Annotated in this window: 20 protein-coding genes; 3 read left to right on the top strand and 17 right to left on the bottom strand. The window is 39.8% G+C overall.

The window, feature by feature from the left end:
* Window positions 1-114: 114 nt before the first annotated feature.
* From pepC to EL087_RS01715, 9 genes are all read right to left on the bottom strand, one after another.
* Window positions 115-1,452 (bottom strand): aminopeptidase C, encoded by a 1,338-nt coding sequence (gene pepC / locus EL087_RS01755; RefSeq protein ID WP_126406470.1) that lies wholly within the window; start codon window positions 1,450-1,452, stop codon window positions 115-117.
* A 147-nt stretch (window positions 1,453-1,599) separates the two neighbouring features.
* Window positions 1,600-2,424, bottom strand: coding sequence for an ammonia-dependent NAD(+) synthetase (gene nadE, locus EL087_RS01750; protein WP_003043513.1), 825 nt, complete (start codon window positions 2,422-2,424; stop codon window positions 1,600-1,602).
* On the bottom strand, window positions 2,421-3,881 hold the full coding sequence (locus EL087_RS01745; protein ID WP_126406467.1) for a nicotinate phosphoribosyltransferase: 1,461 nt from the start codon (window positions 3,879-3,881) through the stop codon (window positions 2,421-2,423). Before EL087_RS01745 ends, nadE begins: the two co-directional genes overlap by 4 nt.
* Window positions 3,882-4,095: 214 nt before the next feature.
* Window positions 4,096-5,472 carry an amino acid permease gene (locus EL087_RS01740; protein WP_126406463.1) on the bottom strand — a complete coding sequence of 459 codons (1,377 nt, stop codon included), beginning with the start codon at window positions 5,470-5,472 and terminating at the stop codon, window positions 4,096-4,098.
* Window positions 5,473-5,868: 396 nt separating this feature from the next.
* Complete coding sequence (gene trxB, locus EL087_RS01735; RefSeq protein WP_126406460.1) at window positions 5,869-6,780, bottom strand: thioredoxin-disulfide reductase; 912 nt, start codon at window positions 6,778-6,780, stop codon at window positions 5,869-5,871.
* 62 nt (window positions 6,781-6,842) lie between these two features.
* A complete protein-coding gene (locus EL087_RS01730; protein WP_003031103.1) occupies window positions 6,843-7,067 on the bottom strand; it encodes a DUF4059 family protein in 225 nt (74 codons plus the stop codon).
* A 108-nt stretch (window positions 7,068-7,175) separates the two neighbouring features.
* Entirely contained in the window at window positions 7,176-7,919 is a 744-nt protein-coding gene (locus EL087_RS01725) for an amino acid ABC transporter ATP-binding protein (protein ID WP_126406457.1), read from the bottom strand.
* Window positions 7,919-8,728 (bottom strand): amino acid ABC transporter permease, encoded by an 810-nt coding sequence (locus EL087_RS01720; RefSeq protein WP_126406452.1) that lies wholly within the window; start codon window positions 8,726-8,728, stop codon window positions 7,919-7,921. Before EL087_RS01720 ends, EL087_RS01725 begins: the two co-directional genes overlap by 1 nt.
* Window positions 8,729-8,887: 159 nt before the next feature.
* Window positions 8,888-10,231, bottom strand: coding sequence for a DEAD/DEAH box helicase (locus EL087_RS01715; protein ID WP_003025874.1), 1,344 nt, complete (start codon window positions 10,229-10,231; stop codon window positions 8,888-8,890).
* A gap of 157 nt (window positions 10,232-10,388) precedes the next feature.
* Between EL087_RS01715 and pbp3 the strand changes: the two genes are divergently transcribed.
* A complete protein-coding gene (pbp3, locus tag EL087_RS01710) occupies window positions 10,389-11,630 on the top strand; it encodes a D-alanyl-D-alanine carboxypeptidase PBP3 (RefSeq protein ID WP_126406449.1) in 1,242 nt (413 codons plus the stop codon).
* A 456-nt stretch (window positions 11,631-12,086) separates the two neighbouring features.
* Here the strand turns inward: pbp3 and sufU are convergent, their stop codons facing one another.
* The 8 genes from sufU to EL087_RS01670 all read right to left on the bottom strand — a co-directional run bounded on the left by sufU (window position 12,087) and on the right by EL087_RS01670 (window position 20,775).
* Window positions 12,087-12,542: a Fe-S cluster assembly sulfur transfer protein SufU gene (gene sufU / locus EL087_RS01705; protein ID WP_003025879.1), complete on the bottom strand. Its 456-nt coding sequence runs from the start codon at window positions 12,540-12,542 to the stop codon at window positions 12,087-12,089.
* On the bottom strand, window positions 12,529-13,761 hold the full coding sequence (locus EL087_RS01700; RefSeq protein WP_126406446.1) for a cysteine desulfurase: 1,233 nt from the start codon (window positions 13,759-13,761) through the stop codon (window positions 12,529-12,531). Before EL087_RS01700 ends, sufU begins: the two co-directional genes overlap by 14 nt.
* Before the next feature lie 15 nt (window positions 13,762-13,776).
* A complete protein-coding gene (gene sufD / locus EL087_RS01695) occupies window positions 13,777-15,039 on the bottom strand; it encodes a Fe-S cluster assembly protein SufD (RefSeq protein WP_003025884.1) in 1,263 nt (420 codons plus the stop codon).
* A 39-nt stretch (window positions 15,040-15,078) separates the two neighbouring features.
* Window positions 15,079-15,849, bottom strand: a complete 771-nt coding sequence (gene sufC / locus EL087_RS01690; RefSeq protein ID WP_003025885.1) for a Fe-S cluster assembly ATPase SufC — start codon at window positions 15,847-15,849, stop codon at window positions 15,079-15,081.
* A 91-nt stretch (window positions 15,850-15,940) separates the two neighbouring features.
* Window positions 15,941-17,107: a glycosyltransferase family 4 protein gene (locus EL087_RS01685; RefSeq protein WP_003028442.1), complete on the bottom strand. Its 1,167-nt coding sequence runs from the start codon at window positions 17,105-17,107 to the stop codon at window positions 15,941-15,943.
* Window positions 17,098-17,853 (bottom strand): adaptor protein MecA, encoded by a 756-nt coding sequence (gene mecA, locus EL087_RS01680; RefSeq protein WP_003028444.1) that lies wholly within the window; start codon window positions 17,851-17,853, stop codon window positions 17,098-17,100. The genes EL087_RS01685 and mecA overlap by 10 nt, the downstream gene beginning before the upstream one ends.
* Window positions 17,854-17,976: 123 nt before the next feature.
* Complete coding sequence (locus EL087_RS01675) at window positions 17,977-18,819, bottom strand: undecaprenyl-diphosphate phosphatase (RefSeq protein ID WP_126406444.1); 843 nt, start codon at window positions 18,817-18,819, stop codon at window positions 17,977-17,979.
* A gap of 66 nt (window positions 18,820-18,885) precedes the next feature.
* Window positions 18,886-20,775, bottom strand: coding sequence for a DUF2207 domain-containing protein (locus EL087_RS01670; RefSeq protein WP_126406441.1), 1,890 nt, complete (start codon window positions 20,773-20,775; stop codon window positions 18,886-18,888).
* A gap of 127 nt (window positions 20,776-20,902) precedes the next feature.
* Between EL087_RS01670 and EL087_RS01665 the strand changes: the two genes are divergently transcribed.
* Together EL087_RS01665 and EL087_RS01660 are read left to right on the top strand one after the other, a co-directional pair.
* The gene (locus EL087_RS01665) at window positions 20,903-22,468 is read left to right on the top strand and encodes an ABC transporter substrate-binding protein/permease (RefSeq protein ID WP_126406438.1); all 1,566 of its coding nucleotides are present in this window, start codon (window positions 20,903-20,905) and stop codon (window positions 22,466-22,468) included.
* Window positions 22,465-23,205: an amino acid ABC transporter ATP-binding protein gene (locus EL087_RS01660; RefSeq protein WP_003031085.1), complete on the top strand. Its 741-nt coding sequence runs from the start codon at window positions 22,465-22,467 to the stop codon at window positions 23,203-23,205. Before EL087_RS01665 ends, EL087_RS01660 begins: the two co-directional genes overlap by 4 nt.
* Window positions 23,206-23,578 lie beyond the last annotated feature (373 nt).

Here is a 23,578-nt window from a genome sequence, read left to right as displayed (position 1 = left end):
TCTTATAGCCAGTTATTTACTGGGCTTGATTGCTCGTGTTTTTAATATTTCATTCTCTTGCAGAGTCTTTTGAAGCAAGATTAAAAGTTTTATCCCGCTTCTTTTTAATTCTTATTATTTGCTAGCCAAAGCTCCCATTGGATCCCACGGAGCAAGTACTTTTGGTTCTGCTTCATAAGCAGCTAATTCTTCAGCCGTTAAAAATTCTTTGCGGACAACGATTTGATAAGTGTATTCGTCCATCCAGTCATCACTGGCAACAAAATAACCTTTGTCTCCAACTTTATCTCCCCAAGAATTTTCCACTTTCCATTTTGTTGATTTTCCATTTTCATCCAAATCAACACCCGTCAAGACCATAGCATGGGTCATGAGACTTTCGCTGTAATCCAAACGTCCCGCTTTATCTTGTGTCAATTCAATATCCATGCTTGATGTGAAATCATACATATCGTTAACCATAACGCCCGCTTTGCGGTTACTAGATTGACCGACATCAGAACCAAACCAAACAGTTTCTCCAGCCTGCATTTGAGCAATAGCCAGCTCTTTCAAACGCTCCATATTAACATTCAAATAACGAACGTCGCGTGCTCCTACGACATTTCCTAACATCTCAACAGTGTAAGATTTACCGTACGGTTTGTCAGTTGTAGGAGCATTGATGATTGAAACGTAATCATCTAATTGAAGATCCACGTATTTTTTGTAAAATGCTTGTGGTGTTAATCCATTTTCACTGTGGAAATTGTTGTCTTTATCACGATAAGAAAAATCAAAAGTACGAGGTGGGAGTCCAAGTGACATTGCTAAGAAATTAAAGATTTCTTGTAAAAGCTCTTCTTTCTTAGCTTGGATAGCTGCTGTGTCTGCTCCACTAGTAACCAAGTCACGCAAGATTTGTGCATCTTGACGGAGTAATTTATTGAGATATTGGTTGAGCTCACGGCTATTGCTAGATGAAATGGATTCTGGGTAAACTGATTTTGGAACAACTCCATATTTTTCAAAAAGTGCCACAACCATATCCCATTGTCCGCCGTCTTGTTGAGGCGTATCTAAGAGGAATTTCACTTTGCGGCTGGTTAAGTCTTGGTCAGCTGTTGCTAAGACTTGCTCTAAGAACCAGTTGGATTTTTCATATTTATCCCAAAAGAATGTATGTGCTTGCGACAATTCAAATTCTTCCAATTGAAAGCCTGCAATCATTTTATGACGGAAAGTATTGAGTGCTGCAAACATCCAGCAACGTCCAGATGCTTTTTGATTGCTGACTTTATCTTTGGTTAAGTCAATAGAAAACACAGGATTGTTTTCAATCGCACTGCTGCGCTTTTCAAGCGATGTTAATAAACCATTGTGGCTAACTGCATTTTCAATTGCAGCATACTTAGCAGTTGCTTCATAATTTGCATATAATTTATCTGTAAATTGTTGATCTATAGAATTCATAGATACCTCCTTCTAATTCTAAACACTATTATAGCTTATTTTCAAAATTCTTCAAACAAAAAGTTAGGCGCACCTAACTTTTTGTTATACAACTAATTTTAGTAGTCTTCGTATTCTAAAAAACGTGAGTCAGAACAATTCTCCTGCTTATTTCCAAAAATCATCGAAGATTGTAATCGGCAAATGGCGTTTATGCTCCCCTTTATGCCACCAAGATTCAATCCTTGCTTTCGTTTGGTCAGAAATGGTCTTACCTTCCAAATAGTCATCAATTTCGTTATAAGTGACACCGAGAGCGACTTCATCTGCAATGCCTGGCTTTTCTTCTTCCAGATCCGCAGTCGGTACTTTCTCATAGAGGGCAGGATCAGCGCCCAAGGCAGCCAACAGTTGCTTACCTTGCCGTTTATTGAGACGATAAAGGGGCAGAATGTCTGCACCACCATCACCAAATTTCGTAAAGAATCCCGTGACGTTTTCTGCGGCATGATCCGTTCCAACCACTGCTCCTTTATAAGAGCCTGCTAAAGCGTATTGCGCAATCATGCGACTACGAGCTTTAATATTGCCTTTATTGAAGTCTGAGACAATTGCTCCTGTAGCCTCAACCGCTTTTGTCATAGCGTCTGCACTTTCTTTGATGTTAACTACAAGGCTGACATCTGGTTGGATAAAAGCGAGCGCTCTTTGGGCATCAGCTTCGTCAGCCTGCACTCCATATGGTAAACGTACTGCGATAAATTGATAGCTAGCATCGCCAGTCTCAGCTCGCATTTCCTCTATTGCTAATTGCGCCAAACGTCCTGCTAAAGTGGAATCTTGTCCGCCCGAAATTCCCAAAACATAGGTTTTCAAAAAGGAATGTTTTTTTAAATAATCCTTTAAAAAATCAATGGATTTACGGATTTCTTCTTGTGGATCAATGACAGGTTTCACACCTAATTGCTGGACAATCGTTTCCTGTAAGGTCATTTTGTTTCTCCCATTTGGCTTGCTTTTTTGCGCATTTGATCAATCAAATCCACCTTATCTTGCCATACATCACGTGCCAAATCCACAGGATAATCTTGTGGATTGAGAACCCGTTTGTATTCATCCCACAACTTATCAAACTCTTTGCGAGCATATGTTTGGATTTCTGTTAAGGTTGGCAATTGGTATACGAGTTGGCCTTGTTTAAAAACATCTACCAAAAGAGGCACTGCATCAAAATTTGTCACTGTTTTATTGATGTAGGTGTAAGTTGGGTGGAACATTTCTAACTCGGCAATAGCATTCACATCTACGCCATCATAAGTGATATAGTCTCCTTCTGACTTGCCTTTTGCACGGCTAGTAATCCGCCAAACTTGTTTTTTACCCGGCGTTGATACTTTTTCCACATTATTAGAGAGCTTAATCGTATTACGCAAATTACCATGTTCATCTTCAATAGCCACAATCTTATAAACGGCTCCCAGTGCTGGTTGGTCATAAGCCGTGATGAGCTTGGTTCCAACGCCCCACACATCAATCTTGGCCTTTTGCATTTTTAAGTTGAGGATTGTATTTTCATCCAAGTCGTTAGAAGCATAGATTTTAGCATTTGGAAAACCAGCTTCATTCAACTGCTGGCGGACTTTTTTAGAAATATAAGCCAAATCCCCTGAGTCAATCCGCACTCCAAGGAAATTGATTTTATCCCCCATTTCACGCGCTACTTGAATCGCTGCAGGCACACCGAGACGGAATGTATCATAGGTATCCACCAAGAAAACACAGTCATGGTGCGTTTCAGCATATGCCTTAAAAGCTTCATAGTCATTTCCATAAACTTGAACGAGAGCATGAGCATGCGTTCCTAAGACTGGAATATCAAAGAGTTTTCCAGCCCGAACATTACTGGTTCCATTTGCTCCACCAATCACTGCCGCACGAGTTCCCCAGATAGCCGCATCCATTTCCTGTGCTCGACGTGTACCAAATTCCATTAAAGGCTCATCTTCGATAACTGAGCGAATCCGAGCTGCTTTTGTCGCTACCAAGGTTTGATAGTTGACAATGTTTAATAAGGCGGTTTCCACTAATTGACATTGAGCAAGGGGACCTTCTACTTGAACAATGGGTTCATTCGCAAAGACCAAATCTCCCTCTTGTGCAGACCGCACTGTTAATTCCAATTTTAAATTTGCTAAATAGTCTAAAAATTCTTCATCATAGCCAAGAGAACGAAGATAGGCAATATCACTATCTGAAAATGTCAAATGATTTAAATAATGAACCATCCGCTCCAAGCCAGCAAAAACCGCATAGCCACTATGAAAAGGCTCTTTCCGAAAATAAACTTCAAAAACAGCACGTTTATTATGAATATTTCTTCTAAAATAAACTTGCATCATGTTAATTTGATACAAATCCGTATGCAAGGTTAAACTATCATCTGGATACATAACGACTCCTTATAAGATGTATTTTCACTTATTATACCACAAATCAAACAAGCAAGAGGAAATCTTGTTCAACTTTAGGTGTTTAAATAACTATTCTCAAGTTTTCTGTTGTATTGCGGTGTTTAAATTTTCAGTTTTAAAACATCTTAAAAACCAAGGTGCATTGGGTACAACTTTAAAAAGTCGCAAATTTATCCTTGGTTTTATTATATTATTATTTATCTTTAAATTTCAATTGGCTATAGATACCAAATATAAGTATCCAAATAGCTGAACCGATTGCTCCTACAACGGTTGATTTTTGTAAAAAGAGGGTTATAAATACAAAGGCAAAGAAGAGCAAAGTAAGAGGATTGAGAAACTTATAGGCTGGCATTAGATAGCCATCTGCCATAAATTCTTTTGATTTTCTGTATTTCAGGTGAGCAATCATAGTGAGTGCATAGATAGCAATATAAACTCCTGATGAAGAAGCAGTAATCAAAGCAAAGGAGTCTGATACTCCTGGTAACACCTGAATAAAAGCAGCTAATGCAATCACTACCGCTGAGGTCAAAATAGCGTTTTGCGGAACATTTTGTCTAGATAATTTCCCAGCACCGATCCCATTCAAAAAGCGATTAGGTGAATCATGTGCAATTTGATACAAATGACGCCCAGTTGAATACAAGGTAGAGTTTAAAGCTGAAGCAGCTGAAGTCAATACGACAAAGTTAATCAAAGCTGCAGCCCATTTGAGACCTGCCAACTTGAAAACAATCACAAAGGGGGAATCTGTGGTTGCCAAATCCCGCCAAGGGATAATCGCCATAATTGCAAGCAAAGAGCCACCGTAGAAAAGAACGATCCGCAAGGGGATTTCTTTAATAGCCTTTGGCAATACCTGCCGAGGATTTGCCGTTTCAGATGTTGTGATTCCAATAAATTCAATAGCTTGATAAGCAAAGAAGACCATTTGAAAGCCCATGACAAAACTCATAAAACCATTAGGAAATAATTGGAGATTTTGACTGATATTGCTGATGCTGGCTACACCATTGGGCGTTTTAAAGCCTGTCAACACCATAAAAATCGCTGTCACAATCAAAGCAATAATCGCTACAATCTTAACCATGGCAAACCAAAATTCAACTTCACCAAAAACTCGGACTGCAATCAGATTGACCATGCTCAAAACGGCAAGGAAGACGATTTGAATCAGCCATGCTGGCCAAGTCGGAAACCAAAATTGGACGTACTGTGCAACTGCCGTGATTTCTGCCATACCAATAAAAATGAGAGAAATCCAATAGGACCAACCGGAAAAATAGCCCCAGCCATTCCCAAGATACTTGGTAATAAAGTTGATAAATGTGTGCTGGTCTGGATCATAATACAACATCTCTCCAATCGCCCGCATCATCAAATACATAAAGATGCCTGTAAGCATGTAAATGAGAATAATTGACGGCCCTGTCAGACTAATCGAACGTCCTGCTCCTAAAAAGAGACCCGTTCCAATTGTCCCAGCAATAGCAATGATTTGGACATGACGATTTTTTAAGCCACGTTCCATTTTATTTTTATTATTTTCAGAATTCTTTTTACTCATACGAAGCCTCCTTTTCACATGAACTTTTCCATTGTACCACAATTCTGACAATTTCACTAGTCATTTATGAGGACACGAGAATTGAACAAATCAAAAGAAGCCCTTTCATTTCTAATCCTCCAATGCATCACTGTCTTTTTATTAATCAAAAAGAAGCTGGGACAAGTGCTCAACTTCCTTTGTTTATATCGTGCGTTTGGAGAAACTCTATTACCCTTAGGCAATTTAGAGTACAATTGAGGCTGATACGAAAGTCTAAAGGCGATTCGCTTTGCTGTTTCAAATGAGTACCTTTGTCCAGCACTTCGTTTTTTATCCACCACCTAAACTGCCGAGCAGCCTTGCGGGGATGAGACTACGAACTAAAAATTTTCAAGATGATTTTGGCCTTTCTCTCTAAAAATTCTCTGTGATATACTTGTAGACTTCTTGTCCTGCGACTGCTCCGTCACCAACAGCTGTCGTTACTTGACGAAGATCTTTTTCGCGAACATCTCCAATAGCATAGATGCCAGAAATAGCCGTTTTCATATGATTATTGGTTACAATCCAGCCTGCTTCATTGGTAATGCCCAAATCTTTGGCAAACTCACTAACTGGATCTAAACCAACATAGATAAAGACACCGCCAAATTCATGTTCAGATATTTCACCCGTTTTGACATTCTCTACCATAACGCTGCTAACGCGCTTGTCACCTTTGATTTCCTTCACAACTGAATCCCATATAAAATGAATTTTTTCATTGGCAAATGCACGTTCTTGCAGTAACTTTTGGGCTCGCAATTCATCGCGCCGATGAATAATCGTCACCGTTTTTGCAAAACGAGTCAAAAATACAGCCTCTTCCACCGCAGAGTCGCCTCCACCGACCACAAGCAAATCTTCATCTCGGAAAAAGGCTCCGTCACAGACTGCACAGTAAGACACCCCGCGGCTGTTTAATTCTTCTTCACCCGGAACTCCTAGATGACGATGAACAGCTCCAGTCGCAATAATAAGCGTCTTGGTTTCAAAAATCTCATCTTCTGTAAAGACTTTTTTTATTGCTCCTTGGTGTTCGATTTTTTCAACAGAGCCAAACAAATGCTCCACTCCCAAATTTTCGAGCGGTTCAAACATTTTTTCGGCTAGTTCTGGACCACTGATATTAGCATATCCAGGATAATTTTCAATATCTGAGGTATTGTTCATTTGTCCGCCTGGAATGCCACGTTCCAAAAGAGCCACTTTAAGATTACTTCTAGCAGCATAAAGCGCAGCTGTCATGCCTGCTGGTCCAGCCCCAATAATAATTGTGTCGTACATAAATTTACTTCCTTTATTGTAATCACTGTTATTCTAACGTTATTAAGCTCTTTTTTCAAACATTATGCTCTGAAGATAAGCAGAATCCCCATCATTGCAAAGGATAAAATCGGAATCGTCATCACTGCAATCAATAGCATATCATACAGATGAGCTTGTCGATCTTTGATTGTTTTATCAACACGCCGAACAGCACGCAACCCAATCCATAATCCTAGAAAACTCCCTACCAATAGTGCCGTAATCAACAAACTCTCTAAATAGAGTAAAAAAACTCGAGACAGCATAGTCACTCCTCTATTCCCTAATTTTTGTTAAAGGCATTCAAAACAAATGCCGCAAACTTGAAAATAAACCCAGCTAGCAAGGCCAACTGGGCTTCTTTTTCTATTATATCAAATATATGTCCGTTTGTAACTGGCAAAAAATTCTTTTGTGCGTTCTTCTTTAGGGTGGTTCATTATTTCATCTGGAATTCCCATTTCAATGATGTGCCCCTTATCTAAAAAGAGTACCTTGTCTGCCACTTGAGACACAAAAGACATGTCATGGCTGACTAAAATCATGGTCTGACCAGCCTTGGCTGCATCTGCAATGGATTTTTCAACTTCCCCTACCAATTCAGGATCAAGTGCTGATGTTGGCTCGTCTAAAAGCAGAACATCTGGCTTCATCGCAAGCGCACGCGCCAAAGCAACACGCTGTTTTTGTCCACCTGACAAATGACGCGGATAGTGATTTTCACGGTCTGACAGACCAACTTTTGCCAATTCTTCTTTGGCAAGACTCGTTGCTTCTTGGTCTGAGAATTTTTTTACAATCAATAAACCTTCTTTGACATTGTCCAAAGCCGTTCGGCGCTCAAAAAGATTAAACTGCTGAAACACCATAGCTAACTTTCGTCGCAAGGTTAGGATTTCTTCCTTGCTAATCTTAGAAAAATCGACAGTAAAATCATCAATGGCAATCGTGCCGCTGTCTGGCTGTTCCAGATAATTCAAGCTGCGTAAGAAAGTAGATTTCCCCGCACCAGATGAGCCAATTAAAGCAACTACTTCTCCTTTTTGAATCTCTAAACTAAGATTGTTTAAAACCATTTGTCCAGAAAAGGATTTGCTGAGATTTGAAATACGAATCATTATCGAACATCTCCTTTCGCCTGTATTTGTGGATTGAGATTATCAGGCGCTTCAATCGCCATTTTCTTTTCGATAAACCGCCCAAATGCTTCAATCACAATATTCACGCCCCAATAGACAAGAGCAACCGAGATAAAGCGCTCGAAGTAACGGTAATCTGCACCACCCAAAATCTGCGCTTGAGCAAAAATCTCAACAACTCCTGCACTAAAAGCCAGAGAAGTTCCCTTGGTCAAGCCAATCAAAGAGTTAATCAAGGTCGGTGTGGCAACCACTGCGGCATTGGGAATAATAACACGACAGTAGACCTGCCCATTTGTCATTCCCAAACTACGAGCCGCTTCAATTTCTCCAGCATCAACAGACAAAATCGCCGCTCGAATGGTTTCACTAGCGTAAGCCGCTTCATTAAAAGCAAAAGCTACAATGGCAAATAGATAGGCTGGAATAGCATTGATATTCAGGCCCGTTCCAAATCGCAAGTTGATGGCCTTCAGAAACAAAGGAATCCCATAATAAGTCAGCATGAGCTGAACAAGCACTGGTGTCCCTCGCAAAAAACTAACGAAAAAAGCCTGCAAAGGATACAAAACTTTCACACGGTTGATTTTGACAATAGCAAAAATGAGAGCCAAAATCAAGCCCAAAAAAGCTCCTCCCAAAGTCAATAGTAGTGTTGTTGGTAATTTTTCGATAATTCTTGGTAGTCCGTCAAACACAGATCGCCAGCTAAAAAGCTGTCCGTCTGGAATCTTCTGAACCAATTCTTGATACCAATTAGAGGCTAAAATCACTGTTGTAACAATCATAGTAACTTCCCTTTCTCGATAATGTCTAATTCTATCACAATTTTTTTATTTCACCAATTATTTACTACGATAAAAATAGACTAGCAAGACTAGTCTATCACATTCGTTCTATAAAGAATAATTGTTTTTATTTATGAGAGTGATAAAGAAATTTTAAGACTAAAAACTTTGACGTTTCGCTTTTCTTTCTGCACGACCGCGTGCGCGATTTTCAGCTCTTTTTGTCTTACGGCGTTTTTCATTGACAGCCCACTGGATTTTTTTCTTATAGCCCGGTTTGATTTTCTTCTTTTTCTTTTTAACCAGACCAATCATTTCCGTGTCCAATTTTTCCTGCGTTTTTTCACGATTGGCACGGCGATCGCGGTCATAGGTATCTTGAAATTCTCCGTTTTTAATCATCTTGGGATTGAAGTGAATACCCATTTTCTCCAGCTCACGAATATCTGAATCATCGCTCGGTTGATAAAGTGTAATGGCTGTTCCCGATAGACCATTTCTGCCAGTTCGTCCCACTCGGTGAACGAAGAAGGACAAATCTTGCGGAATCGCATCATTGATGACATGACTAACGCCTTCAATATCAATTCCCCGCGCAGCTAAATCTGTCGCAACAATGTATTCAAAATCTAGGTTCTTCACCTGATTCATAATCCGTTTTCGCTCCCGCGGTGCAATATCCCCATGAATCTTTGCCACCTTGAGACCTTGCGCCGTCAGATAGCTATGCAATTCATCCGCTCGTGTCTTAGTATTGACAAAAATCATAGCTAGATACGGCTGTAACAGCTGTGTGATTTCATAAATCTGCGCATTCTTATCACGTCCTTTTGTCGAAATCAGCCAATTTTCAATGGTATCTGAAATAACTGTTTTGGTCTTGATTTGCTCAATGACAGGGTTTGATAGATATTTTTTTAAAAATGGCTGCAATTTTTGCGGAATAGTCGCAGAAAAGACCAGAAATTGCAAATCCTTTGGCAAACTGGACGCAATCTTATCCACCGTCATTAAAAATCCCATATCAAGCGTCATATCTGCTTCATCAACGACAAAAGTATGTGCCTTATGAATGGCTAAGTCACCTGATTCGACCAAATCATAAATGCGGCCCGGCGTGCCAATGACGATGTGCGGTTGACTAGAACTCAATTTCCCAATCTGACGATTTTTATCAGTTCCACCAACGTAATGAGCCACTCGGATTTCCTTGTCAGAGAAAGCAGCAATTTGACGTGCAGCCTGATAAATCTGCCTAGCCAGCTCACGACTAGGAGCGGTAATGACGACCTGAACACTATCTGCGTCTTCATTTAGCTTTTGAAAAATCGGCAGCAAAAAAGTGTGGGTTTTCCCTGAGCCTGTTTTGGACTCACCTACCAAGTCACGACCAGCAAGCACAACCGGAATGAGTTTTTCCTGGACTTCTGTCGCCTCAACAAAGTTCAAATCTTTGAGTGCCTCTTGAATGTAATCTTTAAACTTAAATTCTGTAAATTCCATGTTTTCCTCTATTCGTCTCTTATCCTATCTATTATACCAGAACTTGCTTTAAAAATAAAAATGAATCATGTTTTTCTCTTCTTATTTCCTCCCTTTTCTATGAAGCTCTCCTTATTTTATGATACAATAATAATAAGTTTACAAAAAAGGGATGACCATGAAAAAATTTATTATTACTCTTGTAACGACTCTCTTGATCTTCCTAGCTCCTACAGTTTTAGCGGACAACTTTGAAGTAGGTGCTAAGCATGCTATCGCAGTTGATGCTGCAACTGGAAAAATCTTGTATGAAAAAGATGCTAATCAGCCAGTTGAAATTGCTTCTATTACTAAACTACTAACAGCCTATTTAGTCTATGAAGCAATTCATCAAGGAAAATTCACTTTACAAACTTCCGTAGATATTTCTGACTACCCTTATCAACTAACCGTTAATCCAGACACCAGTAACGTTCCTTTGGAAGCTAGAAAATATACTGTCGAAGAATTGTTAGAAACTTCTTTAATAGCAAGTGCCAACAGCCCAGCAATTGCCTTAGCTGAAAAAGTCGCTGGCAGTGAGAAAAAATTTGTTGACTTGATGAAAGCTAAATTGCAACAATGGGGAATCAAAGATGCTACTATCGTCAATGCTTCTGGGCTGAATAATTCTGTTTTAGGAGAAGAACATATTTATCCTGGTTCCGGAAAAGAAGACGAAAATAAAATGAGTGCCCATGATGTTGCCATTATTGCTCGGCGTTTAATCCTTGATTACCCAGAAGTTCTAGAAATCACCCAAAAAGCTACGTCTAACTTTGCAGGCATGACGCTTACATCGTCCAACCACATGCTCGAAAACATGCCCGCCTTTCGAGCTGGAGTAGATGGTCTCAAGACTGGATCTTCTGATAAAGGAGGCTCTTCCTTTGTCGGAACAATCCAGCAAAGAGGGATGCGTTTGATTACGGTTCTCCTCAATGTTGATCATGCAGATGAGGATGAGAATGCCCGCTTTACGGCTACCTCTAGATTTATGACCTATATTTATCAACAATTCACAGTCCAAACTCTTGTGAAAAAAGGTGAAGCCTACAATAAAAGCTCTGCCCGCGTCATTAACGGGCAAAAAGATGAAGTCACTGCTGTTGCTAGTGAAAAACTCACCATTGTGCGGAGATACAATCATAAAAAACCGACTGTTCATTTTACAACTGATAAAAACGGTTATCCCACTCCTTTAAAAAAGGGTGTCATTGTTGGGAAATTGACCTATACTGATAATGATTTGATTGGAAAAGGCTATCTTGACAAGAAGCCACCAACTATTTCCATGCTTTCAGCGGAGAAAATTGGTCGTCCTTTCTTCCTCAAATCATGGTGGAATGAATTCGTACAATATGTCAATGAAAAATTATAAACGAGCGAAATAGAAATCAGTATTTCGTAGAAGCTTGATTTCATCGTTCATCTCCGCATAGTTCGAAAGACTTGAAAAACCTTTTGAGGTTGGAAATAAGCAAATGTAACTTAATGACAAATGGGCTGTAAAAGTTGATATAGAACATATTATAGCTCATTCAATAGTAATTGGGAATGTGACAAAACTCAAAATCAAAAATTTTTAGTTTGTAGTCTCATTCCCACAAGGCTGCTCAACAGCCTGAGAGACTGTCGAGGTGGCAGATAAAGAAAACAAAGTTTTCGTCAAAAGTACTCTTCCAAGCTTGAAAAGCGAATCGCCTTGAGACTTGCTTTTCAAGCTCTATCCGTAACCTCAACGCAGTGCTTTGAGTAATTAGCTACTGCGTCTGTAATGCTAACGATATAAACAAAGAAAGCTGAGCACTTTTGTCTCAGCTTATTTATTTTAGCTTCATTTACTCAACTTTTCAGAATTTCCAGCTTCCTCAATCGCCTTTTTAAGAGCGTTCCAACCTAAGGTTGAGCATTTGATGCGTTGAGGGAACTTAGCAACACCAGCTAAAAAAGCTGCGTCTCCTAGTTCCTTTTGCTGCTCATCGTCCTTACCTTGCACCATTTGAGAAAAAATTTCTGCCAAAGCTAGCGCTTCATCCTTCGTCTTCCCTAGGACTACATCCGTCATCATACTGGCTGAAGCTGTAGAAATACTGCAGCCAGAATTAACAAAGGCAATATCTTCAATCATGCCCTGCTCATCAAATTGAACCGACAGGCTGATGACATCACCGCACGTAGGATTGTTGAGACTAACTTGTTCTACGCCCTCCAATCGACCTTGATGATGAGGGTGAGCTGAATGGTCCGTCACAACTGCTTTATAAAGACTATTTAATTTAGAAAGTGCCATCGAAAAACTCCTTTGTTTTCTGTAAAGCTTCAACGAGCTTATCGCAATCGGCTTTGGTATTATACAGATAAAAGCTAGCCCGAACAGTTGCTGCCACTCCTAGGTAACTCAACAAAGGTTGAGCACAGTGATGTCCAGCCCGTACAGCCACGCCTTCATAATCCAGAGCTGTGGCTACATCATGGGGGTGAAGGCCAGCTAGATTAAAAGAAATAACACCTGACCGCTGATCCACGTTTTCTGAACCATAAATAGTAAGACCCTTAACAGCTTGTAATTTTGGAAATACGTAAGCTATCAATTCCTGCTCATACTGATGAACTGTTTCCATTCCAATCTTGTCCAGATAGTCAATGGCTGCAGCCAGGCCAATAGCACCAGCTATATTAGGTGTACCTGCCTCAAATTTCCAAGGGAGCTCTTTCCATGTCGCATCCTGTTCATAGACAAAATCAATCATTTCCCCACCAAATTCGACAGGCGACATTCGCTCAAGTAGCCCTTCTTTGCCATAGAGAACACCGATACCAGTCGGACCTAGCATCTTGTGACCTGAAAATGCAAAGAAATCAACGTCCAAGTCTTGTACATCAATCTTCATGTGAGGAACTGATTGAGCTCCGTCCACCACTAAAAGAGCATTTGCCTGGTGCACTAACTCTGCTATTTCTTTTATGGGATTCACCACACCTAGTACATTAGAAACATGCGCCAAAGCAACAAATCGCGTCTTTTCAGTCAATTTCGACCGAAAGTCAGCGAGATCTAACATACCGTCTTTCAGATAAGCATAAATCAATCTAGCACCTGTTTTCTTACAGGCTTCCTGCCAAGGAATGGTATTGGAATGGTGCTCCATAACGGAAATAAGTACTTCGTCGCCTGGCTGCAAGACACTTTCAGCATAACGCGCTACCCAATTGAGTCCCGTTGTCGTTCCTCTCGTAAAGAGAACTTCTTTCGTTGAAGCGGCATGGATAAAGGAGCGCATTCGTTCCCGCGCAGCTTCATAAGCTGCCGTTGCCCGTTCTGCTAGTGTGTGAACACCACGATGAACATTGGCATTGTCTTTTGCGTAATAAGCTGCAATCGCCTCTAACACCTGCGTAGGCTTTTGGGTTGTAGCCGCATTGTCCAAATAAACCAAGGGCTCATCATTGACGATTTGATCCAAAATTGAAAAATCTTTCCGAAGGACTTCTACATCAAGTTTAGACATTTCTTTTCCTATCTCTTATTTCTTAGCCAAAATTTCATCAATATTTTCAATCATCTCAGCACGCACTTCTTTGACTGGAATTTCAACGATAACAGAGCCTAAGAAGCCACGCACAACTAAACGTTCCGCAGTCGCCTTATCCAGTCCCCGACTCATGAGATAGTACATATCTTCTGGATCCACCTGACCAATAGAAGCCGCATGCCCTGCTGTGACATCATTTTCATCAATCAAAAGAATAGGATTAGCATCTGAACGTGCTTTATCAGACAACATGAGCACTCGACTTTCCTGTTGAGCATCTGCTCCCTTGGCTCCCTTGATAATGTGACCGATTCCGTTAAAAGTCAACGTTCCCTTTTCCAAAATCACTCCATGTTGGAGGATATTACCAATCGAATTGCAACCGTAGTTGGTGATGCGACTGTCAATCCCCTGAATCTGCTTACCACGAGAGAGAGCCACCACTTTCATATCTGCATGACTTCCGCGCCCAAATAAATCACTGTCAAAATCAGCAATCACATTGCCTTCATTCATGACCCCAATTGCCCAGTCAATCATTGAATCATCGTCCAACTTACCCCGACGACTGATATAAGCTGTGACATTTTCACCCAATCGATCAATAGCTGAAAACTTAATCTGAGCACCAGCCTGTGCAATCACTTCCACCGTGATATTTGCTGTTGCAGAAAGACTGCCAGAACCATAGGTCTCCAGACGCTCTAAATAGGTGAACTTGGAGTGTTTCCCTGCGATAATCAGAATATGCTTGTTAAATGGCACATCACTTTCACTATCTTGGTAAAAAATGCCTTCAATGGGCTGATTGATTTCAACATTATCCGGAATATAGAGTACCGCTCCACTATTGAAATAAGCTGTATGGTAAGCTGCCAGCTTATCTTCATCATATTTAACTGAAGACATAAAATACTTTTCCATGATTTCTGGAATTTCCTCAAGAGCAGTGTAAAAGTCTGTAAAGATAACTCCTTGTTCCGCTAGTTCAGTCGGCAATTGCTCTAAAACAGTCTGTGTTCCAACCTGAACCAATGTCAAATGGTCATTCAGTGCTGTAAAATCAGGCACATTTGCAAGAACCTCACTTTCTGACAGCGTGCCGTCTCCCAAATTCCAGCGGTGAAATTTCACCCGCTCAATAACAGGCAGTTCCAACTTATCTATTTTATCAAAGGCAGCTTGACGGAGATTTACCAACCACTCAGGCTCCGCATGCATTTGTGAAAAATGTTTAATGGTTTCTTTTGTCATTTCATTCTCCTATCTTTTCTAAGTAAAAAGAAAGGTTGACTAGACTTCTTCTTGGTAATCAAAACCAAGTTCTTCAGCCAATTTGGCATAACCTTCCTGCTCCAAACGAACAGCTAATTCCGGACCACCAGAAGCAACTACACGCCCATCCATCATGATATGGACCACATCAGGCGTAATATAATTCAACAGACGTTGATAGTGCGTAATAATCATAGCACCAAAATGTTCACCACGCATGGCATTGACACCCTTAGACACCACTTTCAGTGCATCAATATCTAGTCCAGAGTCGATTTCGTCCAGTAACGCAAAGGTTGGTTCCAACATCAACAACTGCAAGATTTCATTACGTTTCTTTTCACCGCCAGAAAAACCTTCGTTTAGATAACGTTCTGCCATTTCTTCTTTCATATTGAGTAGTTCCATTTTTTCGTCCAATTTCATGATGAAATCACGAACAGAAATTTTTTCGTCGTCTTCTTTACCTGCATTCATAGCTGCACGCAGAAATTCCGCATTAGTAATACCTGGAATTTCACTTGGATACTGCATAGCCAGAAAAAGCCCCATGCGAGCTCGTTCGTCCACATCCAATTCTAAGATATTGACACCGTCAAAGAGAACTTCTCCCTCGGTTACCTCGTAATTCGGATTTCCCATAATCGCTGCTGATAAGGTGGATTTCCCCGTACCGTTTGGTCCCATAATGGCTGCAATTTCTCCTGTTTTAAGAGTCAGATTGACTCCTTTTAAGATTTTCTTTCCTTCAATTTCTACATGGAGGTCTTTGATTTCTAACACAGACATGGCAAACTTTCCTTTCTTTGTAACCATTCATTTCCCTTATAAGTATAGCAAAAAAAAGCCAAAAAGGCTTTGATTTTGTTTAAGTGCGAGTCTACTTCTTTTTTCTATTTCTGAACTTTGTTCGGATTTCTTCCCGATAAGCCGAATTTCCGATAAAACGAAGGATATTGAGTAGCGGTGTTCGATTTGGACCCAGAACACCAATTAGTTCTACCAAAAGTTCCACTCCAAAAAGTAGTCCAATAATTAACAGCGTCCCACCGATACGGCTCGAAACATTTAGCAAAAGAGAAATCATGGCAAAAATCATAGAAATGCCATAAATAACCAAAACTGTCCCACGGTGGGTCAAGCCTAAAGAGAGCAGCCGATGATGAAGATGACGTTTATCGGGGGTATAAAATTTTTGTCCAGATAAAGTTCTACGCACAATCGCTAAAAATGTATCTGTAATCGGCACTCCCAGAATAATCATCGGAGTAATCACAGCGACAGCTGTCGCATTTTTCAAGCCTTGCAATGACAAAACCGCAATCATAAAACCGATAAACAGTGCTCCTGTATCTCCTAGATAAATAATAGCTGGATGATAATTATAAGGGAAAAATCCTGCAATAGACATGACCAAGACGAAAATAGTTAAGGTTAGAAAAACATTGTGATCTGGCAAGAAAAAGTAGGAAACAATCCCCATTGTCACCAGCGAAATAATGGATACACCACTCACTAATCCGTCCAACCCGTCAATCAAATTAACAGCATTGGTAATCGAAATAATCCAGATAACGGTTAAGATGAAAGACAACCAAGGAGCAAAGTGCAGCAGCGGCCCACCAAAAGGAATTTTAAAATGATTCAAACGGAAATCCGTCAATAGCCAAATCAAACTGGCAGCTAACACAATTCCTGACATCTTGGCTAAGGGCTTCAACTCTTTTACATCGTCAATCAATCCTGTCAGAGCAATGATTCCGCCTCCTAAAACAACAGGCCAAATATAATCAAAATAACTTTTTCCATGAAAGGTCGCCTGTACAATCATCGGCATAAAAACAAGCGTAGCAACCGAAAAAGCAATGACAATAGCTAAACCGCCGCTGCTTGGCATCGGCTTTTTGTTGATTCTTCGTGCATTTGGATAATCAACCGCACCTATCTTAAATGCTAATAGACGCACCAAAGGTGTGAGAATCACACCAATGAAAAAGGTTCCAAGCAACACCAAAATGAATTTTAAAGGGAAGGGAATCATAAGCATTTAACCTTTTTAAGACTGGCAACTGCCTCGTTGACAAGCAATAAATAACCATGCTCTTGTAAAACAGCTCTTGTCACATCTGTGTCTTCTGCATGTTCACGCATAGAAGCCAGAAGCCAAGCTGGATAACGCTTAGGATGTCCTTCAATATCAACCAAGATTGTTAAATAATAGTAACCATCCATTTTGTACAACTCCGAAGTGTTAACAGCATAGTCTACTGTTTTAGAAAAGACAATCGCTTCTTTCAGGCTGGAAAATTTCAAAATGTAATAGATATATTTTTGCGTTAGCTCGTCACTATTTTCCTCTTGTTCTTCCATATCAGAAGTGCTTGTGTTATCGTCTGCTTCCGCCGTTTCCAAAGAACGAACAGCCTCCATATCGTCTTTACTTTTCTCAAAAATATTTTTTTCTAATGTCTTTAGAAATTCATCAGGAGACATTTGAGACAGCTCTTCTACATCTGGTAAATCTGCCAAATCATCAAAATTCAGATTCTTATCAATCTTAGACTTGGTGACAAACACATCCAGTCGGTCTGGTTTAGGAGTTACACGAAAACTGAGCATACCGCTATCCAAAAAACTCTCTGGCATTTCCAACTCATCTAAAATTGCATAGAAAAACTCTTCTGTCTTTTCTTGCGGAACAAGAAAATCTGCCATCTCCATTCCACGTTCTTCTAAATCTTCTAATTTTATTGTGATCTTAATCGTTGTATCACTAATTTGCTTCATTTCCATCGCATTACCTCATACTTCTAGTCTTTTCATTATACTAAAATTTCGGGTTTTTTACAAAAAATAGACAACCTCATTTTCTTTTACCAATAAAAAACTCAACAAAAACTGTTGAGTTTTGAATACTTAAAAAATAGCTTTAAAGATTCCGTACACGATAAGCAAAACACCGAGCCCGATACGATATTTCCCAAAGATCGTAAAGTCGTGCTTTTTCACATAATCCGTCAAGAAACGAATCACATAGAGACTGACCCCGAACGCAACGCCCATTGCTACAAGCAGCAAGAAGAATTGCCCAAATCCAAGTGTGTTTCCTTTGATAATAAATTTCAAAATCTTCCAACCACTGGCACCAAACATGACAGGAATTCCCAAAAAGAAAGTGAACTCTGTCACCACAGAACGACTGGTCCCATTCAAAAGCCCACCCACAATGGTTGCTCCTGAACGACTGGTACCTGGGAAAAGCGACAATACTTGAAATAGCCCAATGTAAAGCGCTGTTTTATAAGGCAAGCGATCCAAATTGGTAATCGCAGGTTCCACAGTTTTATTGCGTTTTTCTAACAAAATAAAGGCAACACCATAAATTATTAACATACAAGCGACAGAAATGAAGTTATAAAAATGAGCATCAAACCAATCATCCAAAGGTAAGCCAATAATGGCAGCCGGCGCAGCCGCAATCACTACTTTTGCCCACAATTGCCATGTTTTCTGCACTTCACGCGCTGTCTTTCCCGGTTTAAATGGATTTAATTTATCAAAATAAATCACTACAACCGCCAAAATCGCTCCTAATTGGATAACGACATTGAACATTTCCATAAAGGCAGCATTCTGATTTTTATACTTGATAAACTCCTGTATCAAAATCAAGTGACCTGTGCTAGAAATAGGCAACCACTCTGTAATTCCTTCCACAATCCCAAAGATGATGGATTTTAAAATTTCAATGATAAACATTTTCTTCTCCTAAGGTTGATTTGTTTCATTATAGCATAATTTCAAGTGAGAGAATAGAGGCACTTTTTAAAAAGCACCTCCTCCTCCGCCTCCGCCACCACCAGAGAAGCCGCCACCGCTACTTCCACCTGATGAAACAGAGAAACTGCTAGCCGAATTAGCTGCTGCCCCATAGCCAACAAAAGCATGTGAGCTCGCATGGAAATCATACACCATATCCTGATAAATAAAAGCATTCATTGATGGATTATCAATTGTGATTTTGCGTAGTTTCATCGTCTTAGTCACCTTATCTGCACAATTAAACATAGCAGCATAAACCAATAATCTGTTCCACAAAATCACTCCCTCTACTTCTGTATCCTTTAAATGAGCAATCTCATGCAGCATATTAGCAAAACTCTTCCAGTAATAATAGTTTTCTGCCCCTTCTTCATTTAAGACGCCATCACGCTTCACCATTTTGCATTTTCTCAAAAGGTAATACAGCATTCCGCCGGCAATGAAGAAGCTAACTACAAATTGATAAAATACGAGTCCATACTCCAAGAAAATCCAAGCTAAGATGCCAAGAGAAGCAAACACAATAAGATTCATAAGGAGCATTGAAAGATATAAACACAAGAGCTCCTTTTTAGCAACAGGGCGATAATTATTTGGCAATTGCTCACGCTCAATAATTTTATGTATATTTTCTGTAATAAGTTTTAAATAGCGTTTTAATAGTTTTCTCACTCTATTGCCCGCGCTACGAACAGCTTTCTCGCCACTATTATATATCTTATCGTCAATTTTAAAATCTGAAAACAAATTTTTTACAAGCAACTGCTTATTGTTTCCCATAGCCATTTTTAAAAATTCTTTTTCAAAATCAGCTAAACCCTTATCTGTCACTCTTTGTAATTTTGGTTGTTTCATATCATCTGTAAAAATAAGATTCCCTCTGTCAATCAAATCTAGCAAAGTGGCTTGTACAAGATTTTCAAATTTCAAAGACGTTGCTTGCTTCTCCGTTGGATCCAGCTCTGTCAAATCTACCGAATAAACATTGGAAGCGATGACCATTGGTGGCAAATCTTGCGGTATTTCGTATAGACGAGCACGCTTAGGAAACGTTACACGGGGTTTTATAGCGAACTGAAAGAGGCCATAAAAAGTTAGATTAATCAGACCAACTAGCACAAAAGCAAGTGGTAAGTCCCAGTCTACTAATCTCTGATATTTTTTTGTACTGGTAGCAACTTCCTTTTCAACTTGACGAAACTCTTGCAACTGATTGCGTTTTGTAACAGCTAAACTATTTTCAGTAACAGTTACTAGCGATCGATCCCAATATGCATGAAATTCTAAATTTCTATTTTTAGCAATACTAGCGATACGGATCAGATAGCTATCTCCCTCTCGTGTCACTTGGGCCGGCTTCATAAAATAACCCGTGTGAGCATACAATTCAGTCTGTTGTGAAGTAGCTGGAGGAGTAATCCGAAATTCTACATTATTTAATTTTTTATCCCAATCACTGATTGGAACCCAGTGTAATTCTACAATATCATTGTAGACAAACAACATATTCTTCAACTTCCAAGTAACCGTAATGGTTACACGGTCTCCTTTATGACCAGCATTATAAATTTTATATTTATAACCACCCGCAATGTATTCCTGAACAGCAGTAATATCCGTTTTTGGTTGTCCATTTCTTAAAGCTAGAATCGTCGGCTTTCCTTCCACATCAAAGCCCAGAGGAACTTTACCGGATGTCCCCAAAGTAATTATTTGTCCTCTGTAGCCGCTTGAGAAATGGTAATTGACTGTTTCAACAAATGTCGCTGTATTATCAGAATGAATCTGTAAATTGCCTTTATAGGATTCAATATCATAACTCACTGCTAAAACTCGCTGGCTAATGAACAAACACGAGAAAAAAATCACCATACTCCAAAAGAACTTTTTCATCTAGCAATCTCCTTATACTGATTATATTTATTATACCATTTTTTCAAGTAAGGGTTTCCCCAATATTGAAAAGCATTGCTTTTTTCGATATAATACAAGGAACCTATTTTAAAATTAGGAGAATAATATGAAGAAAATTTGCTTATCTCTATTTACACTTTTTCTGTTCAGTCTAGGATTTGTAAATACCGTTCATGCCGATGAATACTTGCGAATCGGAATGGAGGCAGCTTACGCTCCGTTCAACTGGACACAAGATGACGATAAAAATGGTGCCGTCAAAATCGAAGGCACCAACCAATATGCCAATGGTTATGATGTCCAAATCGCAAAACAAGTCGCAAAAGAATTAGGTAAAAAACCGTTAGTGGTCAAAACGTCTTGGAATGGTTTGATTCCTGCTTTAACATCAGGAAAATTGGACATGATTATAGCAGGTATGAGCCCAACTGCCGAGCGGAAAAAAGAAATTGCATTTTCCAATAGTTATTATACCAGTGAGCCTGTAGTACTGGTCAACAAAGACGGGACTTATGCTAATGCAAAAACGTTGAAGGACTTCAAAGGAGCAAAAATCACCTCTCAACAAGGTGTCTACCTCTATAATCTGATTTCCCAATTGACTGGTGCTAAGCAAGAAACCGCAATGGGCGACTTTGCTCAGATGCGCCAAGCACTTGAGTCAGGAGTGATAGACGGCTACATTTCTGAACGTCCCGAAGCCCTCACAGCAGAATCCGCCAACTCGAAATTTAAAATGATTCAGTTCAAAAAAGGTTTTGAAGTTAATGAAGAGGATGCTACGATTGCAATCGGAATGCGCAAAAACGACAATCGTCTAGAACAAGTCAATGCTGCTATCGCTAAAATCAGTGCCAAAGACCAAGTCGCTTTAATGGACAAGATGATTCAAAACCAACCTGTTGACACTGACGCCAGCAAAGACAAAACTACTTTCTTTGGACAAGTGACAAAGATTCTGAAAGACAACTGGCCCCAGTTTCTGCGTGGAGCTGGTTTAACTCTTCTCATCTCCATTACTGGCACAATTGCAGGACTCATCATTGGACTCTTAATCGGTGTCTATCGCACCGCTCCTATTGCCAAAAATAAAGCTCTAGCGATGTTACAAACCTTATTCGGCTGGTTCTTGAATGTCTACATCGAAATTTTCCGTGGAACACCTATGATTGTTCAATCTATGGTTATTTACTACGGAACAGCACAGGCATTTGGAGTTTCCATTGATCGTACAATCGCAGCCATCTTTATCGTTTCCATTAACACAGGTGCTTATATGAGTGAAATTGTCCGCGGAGGAATCTTTGCTGTTGATAAGGGGCAATTTGAAGCTGCAACTGCTCTGGGAATGACACATAACCAAACCATGCGCAAAGTTGTCCTTCCTCAAGTCGTGCGCAATATTCTACCTGCTACAGGGAATGAATTTGTCATCAATATCAAAGATACTTCCGTACTGAATGTTATCTCCGTTGTTGAACTTTATTTCTCAGGAAATACTATTGCCACCCAAACTTACCAATATTTCCAAACCTTTACGATTATTGCCGTGATCTACTTTGTCCTAACATTTACGGTAACACGCATTCTCCGCTATGTAGAACGGCGTTTTGACACAGATGATTACACAACGGGCGCTAATCAAATGCAAACGAAAGGAGTAAAGGCATGAGCGATACCATTTTAGAAATCAATCATCTTAAAAAATCCTACGGACAAAATGAAGTCTTAAAAGACATTTCTCTCACTGTCCACTCCGGCGAAGTCATTTCTATCATCGGAAGCTCTGGTAGTGGAAAATCTACTTTCTTACGCTCTATCAATCTCCTTGAAGAGCCAAGTGGAGGAGAAATCCTTTATCGTGGTGAAAATGTACTAGAAGAAAACTATAACCTCACTCATTACCGTGAAAAACTCGGTATGGTGTTCCAAAGCTTTAACCTTTTTGAAAACCTTAATGTTCTTGAAAATACCATTGTCGCACAAACAACTGTTCTCAAGCGAGAACGAGCAGAGGCCGAAAAAATCGCCAAAGAAAATCTTGAAAAAGTTGGCATGGGGCAACCTTACTGGCAAGCCAAACCAAAACAACTCTCTGGAGGACAAAAGCAACGGGTTGCTATTGCACGCGCCTTATCCATGAACCCAGATGCCATTTTATTTGACGAGCCAACCTCAGCGCTTGACCCTGAAATGGTCGGCGAAGTGCTGAGAATAATGAAAGACCTTGCTCAAGAGGGCTTAACCATGATTGTTGTCACGCACGAGATGGAGTTTGCGCGTGATGTCTCCAATCGTGTCATTTTCATGGACAAAGGCATCATTGCTGAAGAAGGCAAGCCTGAAGACATTTTTACTCACCCTAAGAAAGAACGCACAAAAGAATTTTTACAACGTTACTTACGATAATCCACAACCGACGGGAGTGGGACAAAAATCGGTAATTTCGAAGAAATTTGATTTTGTCGTCCCACCCCCGCACAGTTGAGTAGGGCTGTAAAGGTTGATTTATCAACCGCATAGAACCCACTCACCACTGAGACTTGCAAGAAACTCATAAAAATCTGACGAGGTTAAGGACTTTTGTCCCAGTCTCGTCTTTATTTTCTCTTCAAAATCTTTAAGAAGTCAATTGAAAAACTAATTTTTATTCAAACAAAACAGAATGTTTGAATACACATTCATTAGAACATTTTCTTGTTAAAAATAAAACTCTAATTTTTAAGAATATTTTTTAAAATAGATTGTATTGTAGAAAGCGGTTTATCATTTTTCTGTAAAA

The organism is Streptococcus milleri (assembly GCF_900636525.1).
GTDB classification, from domain to species: domain Bacteria; phylum Bacillota; class Bacilli; order Lactobacillales; family Streptococcaceae; genus Streptococcus; species Streptococcus hominis.
Note: the sequence above shows the minus strand (reverse complement) of the source record. Positions and strands in the feature narration are given on the sequence as shown.

What these genes read in the sequence shown, in the direction of transcription:
- pepC (WP_126406470.1), bottom strand. Translation starts at nt 1,452, where the DNA reads ATGAATTCTATAGATCAACAATTTACAGATAAATTATATGCAAATTAT.
- nadE (WP_003043513.1), bottom strand. Translation starts at nt 2,424, where the DNA reads ATGACCTTACAGGAAACGATTGTCCAGCAATTAGGTGTGAAACCTGTC.
- EL087_RS01745 (WP_126406467.1), bottom strand. Translation starts at nt 3,881, where the DNA reads ATGTATCCAGATGATAGTTTAACCTTGCATACGGATTTGTATCAAATT.
- EL087_RS01740 (WP_126406463.1), bottom strand. Translation starts at nt 5,472, where the DNA reads ATGAGTAAAAAGAATTCTGAAAATAATAAAAATAAAATGGAACGTGGC.
- trxB (WP_126406460.1), bottom strand. Translation starts at nt 6,780, where the DNA reads ATGTACGACACAATTATTATTGGGGCTGGACCAGCAGGCATGACAGCT.
- EL087_RS01730 (WP_003031103.1), bottom strand. Translation starts at nt 7,067, where the DNA reads ATGCTGTCTCGAGTTTTTTTACTCTATTTAGAGAGTTTGTTGATTACG.
- EL087_RS01725 (WP_126406457.1), bottom strand. Translation starts at nt 7,919, where the DNA reads ATGATTCGTATTTCAAATCTCAGCAAATCCTTTTCTGGACAAATGGTT.
- EL087_RS01720 (WP_126406452.1), bottom strand. Translation starts at nt 8,728, where the DNA reads ATGATTGTTACAACAGTGATTTTAGCCTCTAATTGGTATCAAGAATTG.
- EL087_RS01715 (WP_003025874.1), bottom strand. Translation starts at nt 10,231, where the DNA reads ATGGAATTTACAGAATTTAAGTTTAAAGATTACATTCAAGAGGCACTC.
- pbp3 (WP_126406449.1), top strand. Translation starts at nt 10,389, where the DNA reads ATGAAAAAATTTATTATTACTCTTGTAACGACTCTCTTGATCTTCCTA.
- sufU (WP_003025879.1), bottom strand. Translation starts at nt 12,542, where the DNA reads ATGGCACTTTCTAAATTAAATAGTCTTTATAAAGCAGTTGTGACGGAC.
- EL087_RS01700 (WP_126406446.1), bottom strand. Translation starts at nt 13,761, where the DNA reads ATGTCTAAACTTGATGTAGAAGTCCTTCGGAAAGATTTTTCAATTTTG.
- sufD (WP_003025884.1), bottom strand. Translation starts at nt 15,039, where the DNA reads ATGACAAAAGAAACCATTAAACATTTTTCACAAATGCATGCGGAGCCT.
- sufC (WP_003025885.1), bottom strand. Translation starts at nt 15,849, where the DNA reads ATGTCTGTGTTAGAAATCAAAGACCTCCATGTAGAAATTGAAGGAAAG.
- EL087_RS01685 (WP_003028442.1), bottom strand. Translation starts at nt 17,107, where the DNA reads ATGCTTATGATTCCCTTCCCTTTAAAATTCATTTTGGTGTTGCTTGGA.
- mecA (WP_003028444.1), bottom strand. Translation starts at nt 17,853, where the DNA reads ATGGAAATGAAGCAAATTAGTGATACAACGATTAAGATCACAATAAAA.
- EL087_RS01675 (WP_126406444.1), bottom strand. Translation starts at nt 18,819, where the DNA reads ATGTTTATCATTGAAATTTTAAAATCCATCATCTTTGGGATTGTGGAA.
- EL087_RS01670 (WP_126406441.1), bottom strand. Translation starts at nt 20,775, where the DNA reads ATGAAAAAGTTCTTTTGGAGTATGGTGATTTTTTTCTCGTGTTTGTTC.
- EL087_RS01665 (WP_126406438.1), top strand. Translation starts at nt 20,903, where the DNA reads ATGAAGAAAATTTGCTTATCTCTATTTACACTTTTTCTGTTCAGTCTA.
- EL087_RS01660 (WP_003031085.1), top strand. Translation starts at nt 22,465, where the DNA reads ATGAGCGATACCATTTTAGAAATCAATCATCTTAAAAAATCCTACGGA.